Source organism: Jeotgalicoccus aerolatus (assembly GCF_014635205.1).
GTDB lineage: Bacteria > Bacillota > Bacilli > Staphylococcales > Salinicoccaceae > Jeotgalicoccus > Jeotgalicoccus aerolatus.
On record NZ_BMCN01000003.1, the window covers coordinates 204,290 to 218,948 of the forward strand.

Consider the following 14,659-nt stretch of genomic DNA (forward strand, 5'->3'; position numbering starts at 1 on the left):
TAGTTAAGGAAAATCAGCATGGATATATAGGGGGAAGCAGTTTTGGAAAGAGGACTATCAATGGAACTCGTAAGAGTAACAGAAGCGGCCGCACTATCGAGTGCAGCCTGGACAGGTAAAGGTTTAAAAAATGAAGCGGATGATGCAGCGACAGAAGCGATGCGCAGACTTTTTGACACTATTCCTATGACAGGTACAGTTGTGATCGGCGAAGGTGAAATTGATGAGGCGCCGATGCTGTATATTGGCGAGAAGCTTGGCATGGGGAGCGGACCTGAACTGGATATTGCAGTTGATCCTCTTGAAGGAACTACGACTGTAGCAGAAGGCACTGCAGGTGCTATGACTGTGCTGGCGGCGGCTGATAAGGGGAACCTCCTTCATGCACCGGATATGTATATGGCAAAAATTGCGGCAGGACCGGATTGCCGCGGTGTAATCGACATCGATAAGTCTGTCGAAGACAATATTCGTGCGGTTGCCAAAGCAAAGAATAAAAATATATCTGATGTGACAGTAACGATTATTAAACGCGAACGCAGTTCGGAAATTATCGAGCAGGTGCGAGCGCTTGGTGCAAGGATTGTCATGTTTGAAAATGGCGATGTGGGCGCTGCGATTAATACTTGTTTTGACTGGACCGGAATTGATATTTTAATGGGTATCGGCGGAGCACCGGAAGGTGTAATCGCAGCTGCAGGAATTAAAGCGCTTGAGGGAGATTTCCAAGGACGCCTGCTGCCAAGAAACGATAAAGAACATGCCAGATGCCTGGAAATGGGTGTGGATCCTGAGAAAAAACTTGAATTGAGCGACCTGGTCAGCGGTGACGATGCAATTTTCGCAGCTACAGCTGTCACTGATGGAGAACTGATGAAAGGTGTTCAGTATAAGAGCTGGTTTGCTGAGACTTCTTCTGTCGTTATGCGGGCGAAATCAGGCACAGTACGGTTCATTAACAGCCGTCACAGTTTGAAGAAAAAACCGAATATGGTTATGGATAAATAAGACATATAAACACTCATTTACTTCAGTTTTTCTTTGACATGAGCAATGCATCGGATGTAATATGTGTATGCCTTTTAAAAATCACTTCAGCATTGGCCATCACCTCTGCCCTTTCAGTATACATTCTAAATCACTCCAGTAAACAACACATCAATCATTATAAAATTAGTATTAGGAAGTGGAAATATTGTCTGATAAACCAAAGACACAAGATATGAAATACGAAACATTTGATGCTTTGTATAAAAATAATACAACGAAAGCATTAACTGAACGTGCAAAAAATTTACGACTGTCGAACTACAGTAAATTAAATAAGAAAGAATTAGTGCTGGCAATTTTAGAAGCTGAAATGGAAAAAGACGGCAACTATTACATGGAGGGTATTTTAGATGATATCCAGCAGGATGGTTACGGCTTTTTACGTACGGTAAACTATTCAAAAGGTGAGAAAGACATTTACATTTCTGCATCGCAGATTCGCCGTTTTGAACTGAAAAAAGGCGATAAAGTGACGGGGAAAGTCAGAAAACCGAAAGAGAATGAGAAGTATTACGGTTTGCTGCAGGTTGACTTTATAAATGATCACAACGCTGAAGAAGTAAAAAAACGACCGCATTTCCAAGCTTTAACACCGCTGTACCCGGATGAACGGATTCATCTAGAAAACCAGCCGAATGATTTATCGACGCGTATTATGGATTTGGTCACACCGATTGGTTTCGGTCAGCGCGGCATGATTGTGGCACCGCCAAAAGCAGGTAAAACGTCACTGCTCAAAGAAATTGCACAGGCAATTACTACAAATCATCCGAATGTAAAATTATTTATTCTTTTAATCGGTGAACGTCCGGAGGAAGTTACGGATCTGGAACGCTCGGTAGAGCAGGCTGATGTTGTGCATTCGACATTTGACGAACCGCCGCAGCATCACGTAAAGGTGGCTGAATTGCTGCTTGAACGTGCAAAACGTCTCGTTGAGATGGGGGAAGATGTTATTATTTTAATGGATTCTATTACCCGTCTTGCAAGAGCTTACAACTTAGTTATCCCGGCGTCCGGGCGGACTTTATCCGGCGGACTGGACCCTGCGAGTCTGCACCGTCCGAAACATTTCTTCGGCGCGGCGCGTAATATTGAAGCCGGCGGCAGTCTCACGATTCTGTCGACTGCTTTAGTGGATACGGGCAGCCGCATGGATGACGTTATATACGAGGAATTTAAAGGGACGGGGAACATGGAATTGCATCTGGACCGTCACTTAAGTGAGCGACGGGTTTATCCTGCAATTGATATTAGACGTTCGAGCACGCGTAAAGAAGAACTGCTGCTGGATAAAAAAGAGCTGGAAATTCTATGGCAGCTGAGAAATCTGTTTACCGATTCATCGGACTTCACAGAACGCTTCTTAAGAATTTTGAAGACGACGAAAACGAACGAAGAATTTTTCGATGTGCTTAGAGAACGCATGATTACGTCTCAGAAAACAGGCAAACCAGTCATATAAATTTCGCGCTGGTTATTGATTTTTATAGTCTCAGCATGTATAATGGCAAAGTAATGCGTGGTGATAGCCACAAATAACTCTGTTCCAGATGGTTCAGGGCAAAGGAGCTGACAATTATGAAACAAGGAATTCATCCTGACTACAAAAAAGTAATCTTTTTAGATTCAACGACAGATTTTAAATTCTTGAGTGGATCTACTCGTACTTCTTCTGAAACTATGGAGTGGGAAGATGGCAACGAATACCCGGTTATTCGTTTAGATATTTCTTCTGATTCACACCCGTTCTACACAGGACGTCAGAAGTTCGCATCTGCAGATGGCCGTGTTGAGAAATTCAACAAAAAATTCGGTCTTAAATCAAGCAACGAACAATAACGAAACTTCAACTGCACTGAGATACTCAGTGCAGTTTTTTTGTCTAAAAAATATGCTATAATAAAGAAACTAAAAAGTACCAGGAAAAGGACGTATTCTTATGTTTGATCAACTCGAAATAATAGAAAATCGATATGAACAATTAACTGAATTACTCAGTGACCCGGATGTAGTCAGCGATCCGGATAAACTCCGCACGTATTCAAAAGAACAAAGTGATATTCAGGAAACTGTAGAAGTTTTCAGAGTATACAAAGGTCACCTTGAAACGATTGAAGAGTCTAAAGAAATGCTGAAGGAAACAGATGACCCTGAGATGGTTGAAATGCTGAAAGAAGAAATTTCAGAATCTGAAAACATACTGCCAAAATTGGAAGATGATCTTAAAATTCTTATTATTCCTAAGGATCCTAATGACGACAAAAACGTTATCATTGAAATTCGCGGTGCAGCCGGCGGTGATGAGGCGCAAATTTTTGCTGGAGATCTATTCAGAATGTACTCAAGATTTGCTGAGGATCAAGGCTGGCGTACAGAAGTAGTCGATGCTTCAAGCAGTGACCACGGCGGTTTTAAAGAGATCAGCTTCTTAGTTCAGGGGAAAGGTGCGTTTTCTAAACTGAAGTTTGAAAATGGTGCCCACCGTGTGCAGCGTGTGCCTGAAACTGAATCGGGCGGACGTATTCATACATCGACGGCAACAGTGGCTGTATTGCCGGAAGTTGAAGATGTTGAAGTGAATATCCGCAACGAAGATATTAAAATTGACACTTACCGCTCAAGCGGTGCCGGCGGTCAGCACGTTAACACGACTGACTCAGCTGTACGTATTACCCACTTGCCAAGTGGCACAGTCGTAACATCACAAGATGAAAAATCTCAAATTAAAAACAGAGAGCGCGCCATGAAAGTACTTAAAGCACGCGTCTACGATATGATGCAGCAGGAAGCGCATGCAGAATATGCGGAAAAGAGAAAATCAGCGGTTGGTACTGGTGACCGTTCTGAGCGTATTCGTACGTATAACTATCCACAAAACCGCGTGACAGATCACCGTATCGGGTTAACAATTCAAAAACTGGATCAGATTATCGATGGGAATCTGGGTGAAATCATTGAAGCGCTGGCTATTGAAGAACAGACTTCAAAACTGGATGATTTGAATAATGAAACAATATAAAGCAATACTTAAAGAGGCGGAAGCCTCTTTAAGTGTATCTGGACAAGAAAGCCGCATTGCATCGATTGTAATGGAAGAATTATTTGATATAAATTTAACCAGGCTCATGATCTACGGGGATGATATAATGCCGGCAGCTGACTGCGAAAAATATATGGATGTCATCAGCCGGGTCTGTAAAAACGAACCGTATCAGTATGTGCTGGGCAAGGCATTTTTTTACGATTCGTATTTTAAAGTCACACCGGATACGCTGATTCCCAGAAATGAAACGGAAGAGCTCGTTCAATTTATTTTAGACAAAGAAGCGGACGATGGTTTAACTGCGGTTGATATCGGTACTGGTACAGGTGCGATTGGATTAACTTTGCAAAGACACTGGACTTCGAATAAAGTGATAGTAACAGACTTATTTGAAGCCGCGCTCGAAGTTGCCAAAGACAATGGAGAATTGCTCGGAGTATCTGTTGAATATTTACAGGGCAGCTTATTTGAACCATTAACTGCTCAGAAAATAAAAGCAGATGTTATCGTGTCTAACCCGCCGTACATCAGTAATGAGGAAAGACATTTAATGACGCCTTCCGTGCTGGAGCATGAACCGGATACAGCCCTATTTGCAGCAGAGGACGGACTTGCCTTATATAAAGAAATGATTAACGGACTGCCTGAAGTGCTGAAACCAGGCGGCAGAGTGTATTTTGAAATCGGCTTTAACCAGGCGGCAGCCTTAAAGAGTTATATAGACAAGGTCTGGCCGGGGATCGATGTGCACGTCGTTAAAGATATTAATCAGCAGGACAGAATACTACATTTTACATGGGGTGAAGCAATTGACTAAAAAATGGACAATAACAGAGACGGATTTAAACGACGACAGCAAGAAAGAAGCAATTGATGCACAGCTTGAAGAAATTAAAATTGCCTTTACCTATGGTGAAATTATCGGCATCCCTACCGAAACTGTTTACGGACTCGCTGCGGATGCAAGAAATTCTGAAGCAATACATAAAGTATTTAATGCTAAAGGCCGTCCGGGAGATAACCCCTTAATCATTCATATACACAGCATCAAACAGCTAGAAAATTTTACTGCACCCCTTGATGAACGTGTCACTAAATTAATGGAAGCCTTTTGGCCGGGACCGATTTCTTTTATCCTGCCTTTAACTGGAGATTACTTATCCTCTAATGCTGTAGCGGAACTTGATTCAGTTGCTGTGCGCATGCCGAGTCATCCTGTGGGCCGAAAGATTCTTGAATATACGGATATACCGCTTGCAGCGCCAAGTGCTAATATCAGTGGCAAACCTTCTCCGACTAATGCTCAGCATGTCATCGATGATTTGGAAGGAAAACTGTATGGGGTGGTCGACAGTGAATCGGCAATTTACGGAATTGAAAGTACCGTTCTTGACTGTACGCAGTTTCCGTATAGAATTGCGCGTCCAGGTGCTGTGACGAGAGAAGAGTTGGAAGAAGTGCTTGAATCAGAAATCGATACGGTAAAAGATGAATCGGAAAAGCCGATTTCACCGGGAATGAAATATAAGCATTATGCACCCAGCCAGCCGCTGATTGTTATTGAAGGCGGGATTAATAATAATACGAAACTGCCTGTTGACCGTCATCAGAAAGTCGGTATTATTGCACCGGAATCTGCCAGAGAATTTATTTCAGAAGATATTCATTTTATCGGCCTGTGCAGAGACCGCGACAGTTACAGAGAAGCTGCGCGCAATTTATATTCGGCACTCCGTATTATGGATACGTCAGATGTCGATATTATTTTCATTCACGGTTTCGATAAAGTCCCGGAATCTGAAGGACTCATGAACCGTATCTATAAAGCAACAGGAAATGAAGTGATTCGAAGTGAGTAAATATTTATTTATTTGTACCGGCAACACATGCAGAAGCCCGCTGGCTGAAAGTTATGCACGTCAAAAGTTTCCAAAGACAGATATTTCTTCCCGCGGACTTTACGTTGCAGAGGATACAACGAACAGCCAGTCGCTTGAAATTATAAAAGATGAGCATCTGCCGCTGCCTTCACTGCCGCAGCAGCTGACAGAAGAAGATGTTAAAGACAGTACGCTGCTCGTCATGGGCAATGGTCATAAAGAAATCATCAAAAGTCGCTGGCCGGAGGCCAACGTTCAGCTGATCTCGGAATATGCTTCTGAAGAAACGGCAGATATAAACGATCCATACGGCGGGACAAAAAAGGATTATGACGCAGTTTTTTATCAGCTGAAGCACTATATCGATAAATTTAAGTGGTAATACCAGTAATCTTTTGAAAGTCGGTATACTGATGGTTATAATATGTTCTAAGGAGATGAGTGTATGAAAGTTGTTATCGCATCCGATCATGGCGGTGTGAATTTAAAAAAGACCGTCGCGGAATATTTAAGTGAGAAAGAAATAGACTTTACAGATCTCGGACCTGACAGCACAGAATCTGTGGATTATCCGGACTATGCTAAGCCGGTCGCAGAAAAAGTGGCGTCAGGAGAGTATGACAGAGGGATCTTAATTTGCGGCACCGGTATAGGTATGAACATTACTGCGAATAAAACAAAAGGCATCCGCTGTGCCCTGGTGCACGATACATTTTCAGCAAAAGCGACGCGCAGTCACAATGACTCTAACATTCTTGCTATGGGTGAAAGAGTGATTGGACCCGGTCTGGCACTCGAAGTGGTAGATACGTGGCTAAACACTGAATTTGAGGGAGGCAGACATGAAAGACGCGTTTGTAAAATTGAAGAATGATTTGGAGACTTTAACTAAAGAACTTTCCGAAACAGAATTTTTTACATCCGGCAAAGTACTGGTGATTGGATGTTCTACATCTGAAACAATTGGCGAACGGATTGGTAAAAACAGTTCAGCTGAAGCAGCAGCAGTCATTTACAGCCATTTTTCTAAGATTGCTGAAGATGAAGATCTGCACATACTGTTTCAGGGCTGTGAACATATCAACCGTTCGTTAACAACAACGAGACAAACGATGGAAGCACTGGACTTAGAAGAAGTATCAGTCGTTCCTCATAAAAATGCAGGCGGCAGTTTAAGTGAACACGCTTATAAAGAAATACCGGACCCGGCAGTTGTTGAATCGGTCACGGCAGATATCGGTATTGATATCGGCCAAACGCTGATCGGCATGCATTTAAAACATGTGGCCATTCCGGTAAGAACATCTGTTAAAACTGTAGGGGAAGCAGTTGTTACGATAGCGTCAAGCCGTCCGAAACTCGTCGGCGGACCAAGAGCACATTATAAATAAAGGGGAGAACACAATGTCTAATATTAAATCTCAGGATCCACAAGTACAGGAAGTTATCGATAAAGAACTGGACAGACAAAATAACAATATTGAATTAATTGCGAGTGAGAACTTTGTTTCACCTGCAGTGCTTGAAGCACAGGGTTCAATTTTAACGAACAAATATGTAGAAGGCTATCCTGGTAAACGCTACTACGGCGGCTGTGAACATGTAGATGTTGTGGAAAACCTTGCGCGTGACCGTGCCAAAGAAATTTTCGGTGCAGAGCATGCCAACGTTCAGCCGCATTCTGGTTCCCAGGCAAACATGGCAGTATATTTCTCTGTTCTTCAGCCGGGAGATACAGTGCTTGGCATGGACTTATCACACGGCGGACATTTAACACATGGTTCACCGGTGAATTTCAGCGGCAAGCTTTTCAACTTTGTATCTTACGGAGTTCAAAAAGAATCGGAAGAAATCGATTATGACGAAGTGCTGGAAATCGCTAAAAAAGAACAGCCTAAAATGATCGTTGCAGGCGGCAGTGCTTACGTTAAAACACTTGATTTTAAAAAGTTCCGTGAAATTGCAGATGAAGTCGGTGCCTATTTATTAGTAGATATGGCACATATCGCAGGGCTGGTTGCTGCTGGGTTACATCCTAATCCGGTTCCGCATGCGCACTTTGTAACGTCAACGACGCACAAAACATTACGCGGTCCGCGCGGCGGTTTGATTTTAACGTCTGCTGAATATGCAAAAGCAGTCGATAAAAATATCTTCCCGGGAATTCAGGGCGGACCGTTAATGCACGTTATCGCGGCGAAAGCAGTTGCGTTCGGCGAGGCACTTCAGCCTGATTTTAAAGACTATCAGCAGCGCGTTATAGACAATGCTAAGGCACTGGCAGAGTCACTTCATAAAGGCGGCCTGCGTATCGTCTCGGGTATGACTGATAACCATCTGGTTCTCGTCGATGTGAAATCATTCGGCTTAACAGGAAAAGCTGCTGAAGAGGCGCTGGACGAAGTGGGTATTACAGTAAATAAAAACACGATACCATTTGATGAAGCGTCACCGTTCGTAACGAGCGGTATTCGTCTCGGTACGCCTGCAATGACGACGCGCGGATTTACTGCAGAGGATATGACAGAAGTCGGCAATATTATCGTTGAAACACTGACACGATTGAAAAATGAAGAGGGACTTGATGGAATTTCAGATAAAGTGATGAAATTGACAGGAAAGTATCCACTATATAAATAAACTGCGTTATAATATAAACCGGATGGGATCATCCGGTTAATTTTAGAGTGGAGGAAGTAATATGGCGAAAGTACAAGTAATGGAGCATCCATTAATACAGCATAAGATGAGTTATATCCGCGACGAAAATACATCGACGAAAGAGTTCAGAGAACTGGTCGATGAAGTGGGTATGCTGATGGCTTATGAAGTAACGAGAGATCTTACACTCGAAGATGTGACAGTACAGACACCTGTGCAGGAAACAACTGCTAAACGTCTCAGCGGTAAAAAATTAGGTATCGTGCCTATTTTACGTGCGGGACTCGGTATGCAGGATGGTATTTTAAAATTGATTCCATCTGCACGTGTTGGACACATCGGTTTGTATCGTGATCCTGAAACATTAGAAGCAATCGAATATTATGCAAAATTCCCCGGCGATATAGAAGAAAGAGATATCTTCGTTATCGACCCGATGCTCGCTACAGGCGCGTCTGCAGTAGAAGCAATTACAGCTGTTAAAAAACACGGTGCAACAAAAATCCGTTTTATTTGCCTGATTGCTGCTCCGGAAGGTGTGGAAGTATTAAAAGAAGCGCATCCTGATGTCGATATTTATATTGCTGCACTCGATGAAAAACTGAATGAGAAAAGTTATATTGTTCCCGGCCTCGGAGATGCCGGCGACAGATTATTTGGTACACGATAAAAAAACTTAGGAGATTGTTATGAAAAAAATTATGACGATTTTTGGTACGAGACCGGAAGCGATTAAAATGGCGCCGCTCGTATTGGAAATGAAAAAAGATGAAGACATTGAACCTGTTGTAGTAGTGACGGCACAGCACAGAGAAATGCTCGATCAGGTCTTAACAACTTTTGATATTACACCGGACTATGATTTAAATATTATGAAAGCTGGACAGACTTTATCAGAAGTAACCGGACGGGTCATCAACGGTTTAGAATCTGTAATTAAAGAAGTGAAACCGGACATGATTTTAGTGCATGGAGATACAACGACAACTTTCGCAGGTTCACTCGCAGCTTTTTATAACGAAGTAGATATCGGTCATGTTGAAGCAGGTCTTCGTACGCATAATAAATATTCACCATTCCCTGAAGAAGCAAACCGTCAAATGACCGGCGTTTTAGCAGATCTTCACTTCTCACCAACAGAAGATGCACGTCAGAATCTGCTTGATGAAGCTAAAAATCCAGAAGCGATTTCAGTAACAGGGAATACGGCAATCGACGCACTGAAAACGACTGTTAACGATAACTATCACAGCGATATTATCGAAAAACATAAAGATAACAAAGTCGTTCTGCTGACTGCTCACCGCCGTGAAAATATCGGACAGCCGATGCATAATATCTTCGGCGCGGTACGCCAGCTGGTCGATGAATTTGAAGATGTAACTGTCGTGTATCCAATGCACAAAAACCCTAAAGTTCGTGAAATTGCAGAGGAATACCTTGGCAATCATGATCGTGTTGAATTGATTGAACCTTTAGATGTACTTGATTTCCACAACTTTGCAGCGAGAAGTCATCTGATCTTAACAGATTCAGGCGGCGTCCAGGAAGAAGCGCCGTCACTAGGTAAGCCGGTACTTGTTCTGCGCGATACGACGGAACGTCCTGAAGGTGTTAAAGCAGGGACTCTGAAACTTGCGGGAATCGAACAGGAAAACATTTATAATATGGCAAAAGAACTCTTGACTGACCAGAAGCTGTACGAAGAAATGTCACAAACACAAAATCCTTATGGTGACGGACAGGCTTCACGCAGAATTTGTGACAACATCAAGTATTATTATGGAATAACAAAAGAAAAACCTATCAGTTTTTCGGTAAATGATTAATAAATGTGAACATGTTGTTAATGTTTCCATATTTTGTTGACACAAAAATGTCGCTCCTTTAAAATAACATGAGTATGTAATTGTTTTCACAACGTGTTACATTACTTGAGGAGTCGTCAAAGTCAGTGAAAATTTTTAGAGGATATTTTAAATTTTTTATGAAATATTTAATAATACTTTTAGTTTTGAGTATTATTGCTTATATATTTACTTCTTTGCCATTTTTTGCGGGGTTGTGTGTTGGAATCATCGGTTCGATGGTGATGTCTTTTAATTGGTTTTACAATTTTAAAAATGCACAGCTCGAAGATGGCGGGAAAGTTAAAACAGGTACTTTAACGAGAATGCTTGTCGTTATTGCAGCTTGTTTAATATGGGTGAGGTTTCCAGAAACATTTAATATCATCGGTATTTTAATCGGACTGCTCCTCACTTATGCGCTGATTTTCTGGCGCGCAGCATCTGAACTTTTTAAACGGAAGAGGTGAAGAAATGGAACACGGAAGTCCAACGTGGTCGTTTGATCTGTTCGGAATACCTATCGTATTCGAACTTGCTACTTCATTGATGATTATCGTCACTTGTCTGCTTATCTTTTTTACACTGTTCTTTATGACGAGAAAACTCGCAGTACGCCCGACAGGTAAAAGCCAGGTCCTTATCGAGGCTTTAATGAACTTCGTCAAAGGTATCATCAAGAGTAACATGGCATGGAAAGAAGGCGCTCGATTTCACTTTTTAGCGCTGACACTGTTCTTATTTATTTTAGTCGGCAACTTAATCGGTATACCGCTGTCATTCGTTGCACCGGATGCAGAACACACATTGTGGGTTAAATCACCTACAGCTGACCCGGTTGTCACACTGACGCTGGCAGGGCTGATGATTGTACTGACACACTATTACGGTGTGAAGGCTCAAGGCATGCGCGGTTATCTGAAGCAATATGTAACACCAATGTGGTGGCTTGCACCGATTAAATTCATCGAAGAATTTACATATAACTTAACACTTGGTTTACGTCTTTACGGTAACGTTTATGCCGGTGAGATACTGTTACTGCTCCTCTTGGGACTGGTAACCGGCGGTACTGTACTCGGCGCATTAGGATTTATTCCAATGATGGTATGGCAAGGATTTAAAGTATTTATAGGTGCGATTCAAGCATTTATATTCGTAATGTTATCAATGGTTTATCTATCACATAAAGTGAGCGATGATCATTAATATAATAAAAAAATAATAATATACAATTTTCTAGGAGGAAATATTTTATGAATTTACTAGCAGCTGGTATTGCAGCAGGTTTAGCCGCTCTTGGCGCATCTTTTGGTATTGGTATGGTTGTTTCAAAAACAGTTGAAGGTGTTGCGCGTCAGCCTGAATCACGCGGACCGTTACAAACGATTATGTTCATCGGTATTGGTGTAGTTGAGGCCGTTCCAATTATGGCCATTGTTATCGCGTTCCTGCTTATGTTCACGTTCTAAGAGTCGTTAGATAAGGCGAAGTCTTACGTAAGATTTCGCCCTCTTATTATGTAAATAACTATTGAGAGTTAGAGACTTTTTTGAAAGGAGTGTACATAGGTGGAACTATTAATTTTAGGTGCTGCTGGTGAAACGATGGGTACGGCTGTAGGAACATCGCTTGTTCTGCTTGCGAGTTTCCTGACACTGCTTGCGGTATTGTCTTACTACGTATGGAAACCAGTTAAGAAAATTATGGATGACCGCGAACAGCTCATCCACGATGATATTGATTATGCTGAAGAAAGAAAAGTAGAAGCTGAACGCTTAAAAGAAGAGAATGAAGCGCTGCTGAAATCAACGCAGGCTGAAATCTCTGAACTTATGGAAAACGCTAAAGGCCAAGCTAAGAGAGAACAAGAGATGATCATCAAAGATGCTGAGGCTCGTTCTTCTCAAATGATTAATGATGCTCAGGCTGATATCGAAAGAGAAAAAGAAAAAGCAATTCGTGATATAAATGATCAGGTTGCTGAAATTTCAGTACTGATTGCAGAGAAGATGATTCGAAAAGAATTGAACTCTGAAGATCAGAAATCCCTGGTAGCGGAATACTTGCAGGAAGCAGGCGATAAATAATGGCTAATCTCAGTCAAAAATACGCCGGCGCTTTGTATGATGTTGCAGTAAAGAACTCCAGTCTTGAAAGCGTTAAAGCTGATTTCTTTGAAGTCATTGAAGCAACAGCTTCAGTGGAGAACTTCATCGATTTCATGGATAACCCGAAGATAACGCGTGAAAACAGAAAAGCTGCAGTAGAAGCAGCTTTCGGTAATAGTGACAGACTGCTGTTAAATCTGCTTTTAATCCTGTCGGATAAAAAGCATATGTCTGTATTAGAAGAAATCTACTCAGAGTTTCTGGCATTATATGATGAAGCTCATAACCAGGCACGTGTAACAGTAGAATCTGTATATAAATTATCTACAGAGGAACTGGATGAGCTCGGACAGATTTTTATCGACAAAACAGGCTATGAAAAGTTACTTATTACTAATGAAATCAACGAAGATCTTATCGGAGGCGTGCGTGTGCTGCTCGGCTCTAAAGTATATGACGGTTCAGTGAGAAATCAGCTGGATGGTATCAGAAATAATTTTAAAGAACATACGAATAGCTAAAGGAGTGACATTTTCATGGCAATCAAAGCTGACGAAATAAGTGCTCTCTTAAGAAGTCAAATTGAAAACTATGACAAGGATATGCAAGTTACCGATGTCGGTACTGTAATCCAGGTGGGTGACGGTATTGCACTTGCTCATGGTTTAAACGATGCGATGGCAGGAGAGTTAATTGAGTTCCCAAGTGGTGTACTTGGTCTTGCTCAAAACCTTGAAGAAAATAATGTTGGTATCGTAATACTTGGACCAAGTGACGATATTAAAGAAGGCGACGAAGTGAAACGTACTGGACGCATTATGGAAGTTCCAGTAGGCGACGAACTTATCGGCCGCGTAGTAAATCCGCTCGGTCAGCCAATCGATGGCAAAGGCCCAATTAACACGACTAAAACACGTCCTATCGAAAGCCCTGCAACTGGGGTGATGGACCGTAAAAGTGTTGACGAACCTCTGCAAACAGGAATTAAAGCAATTGACGCCTTAGTACCAATCGGCCGCGGACAGCGTGAGTTAATCATCGGTGACCGTCAGACTGGTAAAACGACAATTGCAATCGATACAATTTTAAACCAGAAAGACCAGGACATGATTTGTGTATATGTTGCTATCGGTCAAAAAGAATCGACAGTACGTGCGACAGTTGAAACTTTACGTAAAAATGGCGCACTTGATTACACAATCGTTGTTACTGCCGGTGCAGCAGATCCAGCACCATTACTATACATTTCACCATATGCAGGTGTGTCAATGGCCGAAGAATTTATGTTCAACGGCAAACACGTTTTAATCGTATATGATGACTTAACTAAGCAAGCTGCAGCTTACCGTGAGCTGTCATTACTATTACGTCGCCCGCCGGGCCGTGAAGCCTTCCCAGGTGACGTGTTCTACCTTCACAGCCGTTTACTTGAGCGAGCTGCGAAATTGAACGACGATTTAGGCGGCGGTTCAATTACTGCTCTGCCATTTATCGAAACTCAAGCAGGCGATATCAGTGCTTTCGTTCCGACGAACGTTATCTCTATCACTGACGGACAAATCTTCCTTCAGTCAGACTTATTCCACTCAGGTGTGCGTCCGGCGATTAACGCTGGTCTGTCAGTATCACGTGTCGGCGGTTCAGCGCAAATTAAAGCGATGAAAAAAGTTGCCGGTACACTGCGTCTTGACCTTGCAGCCTACCGTGAGTTAGAAGCATTTGCTCAGTTCGGTTCTGATTTAGATGAATCAACTAAAGCTAAACTTGATCGCGGTGCACGTACAGTTGAAGTGCTCAAACAGCCTGAGAACGCACCATTGAAAGTAGAAAAACAAGTTGTGATTCTTTTCGCACTGGTTAACGGCTACTTAGATGACGTTCCAGTCGAAGACGTTACACGTTTTGAAGCTGAGTTCTTAAACTGGCTTGAAGCGAATGATAAAGATTTACTAAACAACATTGCACAAACTAAACAGCTTCCGGACAGCGAAGCGTACGATACAGCAATTAAGAGTTTCAAAAAACTTTTTAACCCTTCTAACTAGGAAGCAAGTAATTACTAAG

The 14,659-nt window shown here is 42.2% G+C and carries 18 protein-coding genes; all 18 read left to right on the forward strand.

Going from position 1 to position 14,659, the window contains the following annotated elements; genetic code table 11:
• The first annotated feature begins 42 nt into the window (after nt 1-42).
• The 18 genes from glpX (at nt 43) to atpA (ending at nt 14,640) form a co-directional block, all read left to right on the forward strand.
• Entirely contained in the window at nt 43-1,008 is a 966-nt protein-coding gene (gene glpX, locus IEU81_RS09500; RefSeq protein ID WP_186089171.1) for a class II fructose-bisphosphatase, read from the forward strand.
• Between the two features lie 214 nt (nt 1,009-1,222).
• Nucleotides 1,223-2,515, forward strand: a complete 1,293-nt coding sequence (gene rho, locus IEU81_RS09505; protein WP_373867779.1) for a transcription termination factor Rho — start codon at nt 1,223-1,225, stop codon at nt 2,513-2,515.
• A 116-nt stretch (nt 2,516-2,631) separates the two neighbouring features.
• Complete coding sequence (locus IEU81_RS09510) at nt 2,632-2,892, forward strand: type B 50S ribosomal protein L31 (protein WP_092599631.1); 261 nt, start codon at nt 2,632-2,634, stop codon at nt 2,890-2,892.
• Nucleotides 2,893-2,992: 100 nt separating this feature from the next.
• Entirely contained in the window at nt 2,993-4,072 is a 1,080-nt protein-coding gene (gene prfA, locus IEU81_RS09515) for a peptide chain release factor 1 (protein ID WP_092599628.1), read from the forward strand.
• On the forward strand, nt 4,059-4,913 hold the full coding sequence (prmC, locus tag IEU81_RS09520) for a peptide chain release factor N(5)-glutamine methyltransferase (protein ID WP_092599625.1): 855 nt from the start codon (nt 4,059-4,061) through the stop codon (nt 4,911-4,913). The genes prfA and prmC overlap by 14 nt, the downstream gene beginning before the upstream one ends.
• Nucleotides 4,906-5,955 carry an L-threonylcarbamoyladenylate synthase gene (locus tag IEU81_RS09525; RefSeq protein ID WP_231957221.1) on the forward strand — a complete coding sequence of 350 codons (1,050 nt, stop codon included), beginning with the start codon at nt 4,906-4,908 and terminating at the stop codon, nt 5,953-5,955. Before prmC ends, IEU81_RS09525 begins: the two co-directional genes overlap by 8 nt.
• The gene (locus tag IEU81_RS09530; RefSeq protein ID WP_092599619.1) at nt 5,948-6,358 is read left to right on the forward strand and encodes an arsenate reductase/protein-tyrosine-phosphatase family protein; all 411 of its coding nucleotides are present in this window, start codon (nt 5,948-5,950) and stop codon (nt 6,356-6,358) included. The genes IEU81_RS09525 and IEU81_RS09530 overlap by 8 nt, the downstream gene beginning before the upstream one ends.
• Before the next feature lie 63 nt (nt 6,359-6,421).
• Entirely contained in the window at nt 6,422-6,850 is a 429-nt protein-coding gene (gene rpiB / locus IEU81_RS09535; protein ID WP_092599616.1) for a ribose 5-phosphate isomerase B, read from the forward strand.
• Nucleotides 6,819-7,367 carry a TIGR01440 family protein gene (locus IEU81_RS09540; RefSeq protein WP_092599613.1) on the forward strand — a complete coding sequence of 183 codons (549 nt, stop codon included), beginning with the start codon at nt 6,819-6,821 and terminating at the stop codon, nt 7,365-7,367. The genes rpiB and IEU81_RS09540 overlap by 32 nt, the downstream gene beginning before the upstream one ends.
• Nucleotides 7,368-7,380: 13 nt before the next feature.
• Nucleotides 7,381-8,616, forward strand: a complete 1,236-nt coding sequence (gene glyA / locus IEU81_RS09545) for a serine hydroxymethyltransferase (protein ID WP_186089165.1) — start codon at nt 7,381-7,383, stop codon at nt 8,614-8,616.
• Nucleotides 8,617-8,677: 61 nt separating this feature from the next.
• Nucleotides 8,678-9,307 carry a uracil phosphoribosyltransferase gene (upp, locus tag IEU81_RS09550; protein WP_092599607.1) on the forward strand — a complete coding sequence of 210 codons (630 nt, stop codon included), beginning with the start codon at nt 8,678-8,680 and terminating at the stop codon, nt 9,305-9,307.
• Between the two features lie 19 nt (nt 9,308-9,326).
• The gene (wecB, locus tag IEU81_RS09555) at nt 9,327-10,466 is read left to right on the forward strand and encodes a non-hydrolyzing UDP-N-acetylglucosamine 2-epimerase (RefSeq protein WP_186089163.1); all 1,140 of its coding nucleotides are present in this window, start codon (nt 9,327-9,329) and stop codon (nt 10,464-10,466) included.
• A 158-nt stretch (nt 10,467-10,624) separates the two neighbouring features.
• Entirely contained in the window at nt 10,625-10,954 is a 330-nt protein-coding gene (locus IEU81_RS09560) for an ATP synthase subunit I (RefSeq protein ID WP_186089161.1), read from the forward strand.
• Nucleotides 10,955-10,958: 4 nt separating this feature from the next.
• Nucleotides 10,959-11,693, forward strand: coding sequence for a F0F1 ATP synthase subunit A (gene atpB / locus IEU81_RS09565; RefSeq protein WP_092599598.1), 735 nt, complete (start codon nt 10,959-10,961; stop codon nt 11,691-11,693).
• A 47-nt stretch (nt 11,694-11,740) separates the two neighbouring features.
• On the forward strand, nt 11,741-11,956 hold the full coding sequence (gene atpE / locus IEU81_RS09570; RefSeq protein WP_026859255.1) for a F0F1 ATP synthase subunit C: 216 nt from the start codon (nt 11,741-11,743) through the stop codon (nt 11,954-11,956).
• Between the two features lie 99 nt (nt 11,957-12,055).
• Nucleotides 12,056-12,574 (forward strand): F0F1 ATP synthase subunit B, encoded by a 519-nt coding sequence (locus IEU81_RS09575; RefSeq protein WP_092599595.1) that lies wholly within the window; start codon nt 12,056-12,058, stop codon nt 12,572-12,574.
• On the forward strand, nt 12,574-13,116 hold the full coding sequence (gene atpH / locus IEU81_RS09580; protein WP_092599592.1) for an ATP synthase F1 subunit delta: 543 nt from the start codon (nt 12,574-12,576) through the stop codon (nt 13,114-13,116). The genes IEU81_RS09575 and atpH overlap by 1 nt, the downstream gene beginning before the upstream one ends.
• A 15-nt stretch (nt 13,117-13,131) precedes the next feature.
• The gene (gene atpA / locus IEU81_RS09585; protein WP_092599589.1) at nt 13,132-14,640 is read left to right on the forward strand and encodes a F0F1 ATP synthase subunit alpha; all 1,509 of its coding nucleotides are present in this window, start codon (nt 13,132-13,134) and stop codon (nt 14,638-14,640) included.
• Nucleotides 14,641-14,659 lie beyond the last annotated feature (19 nt).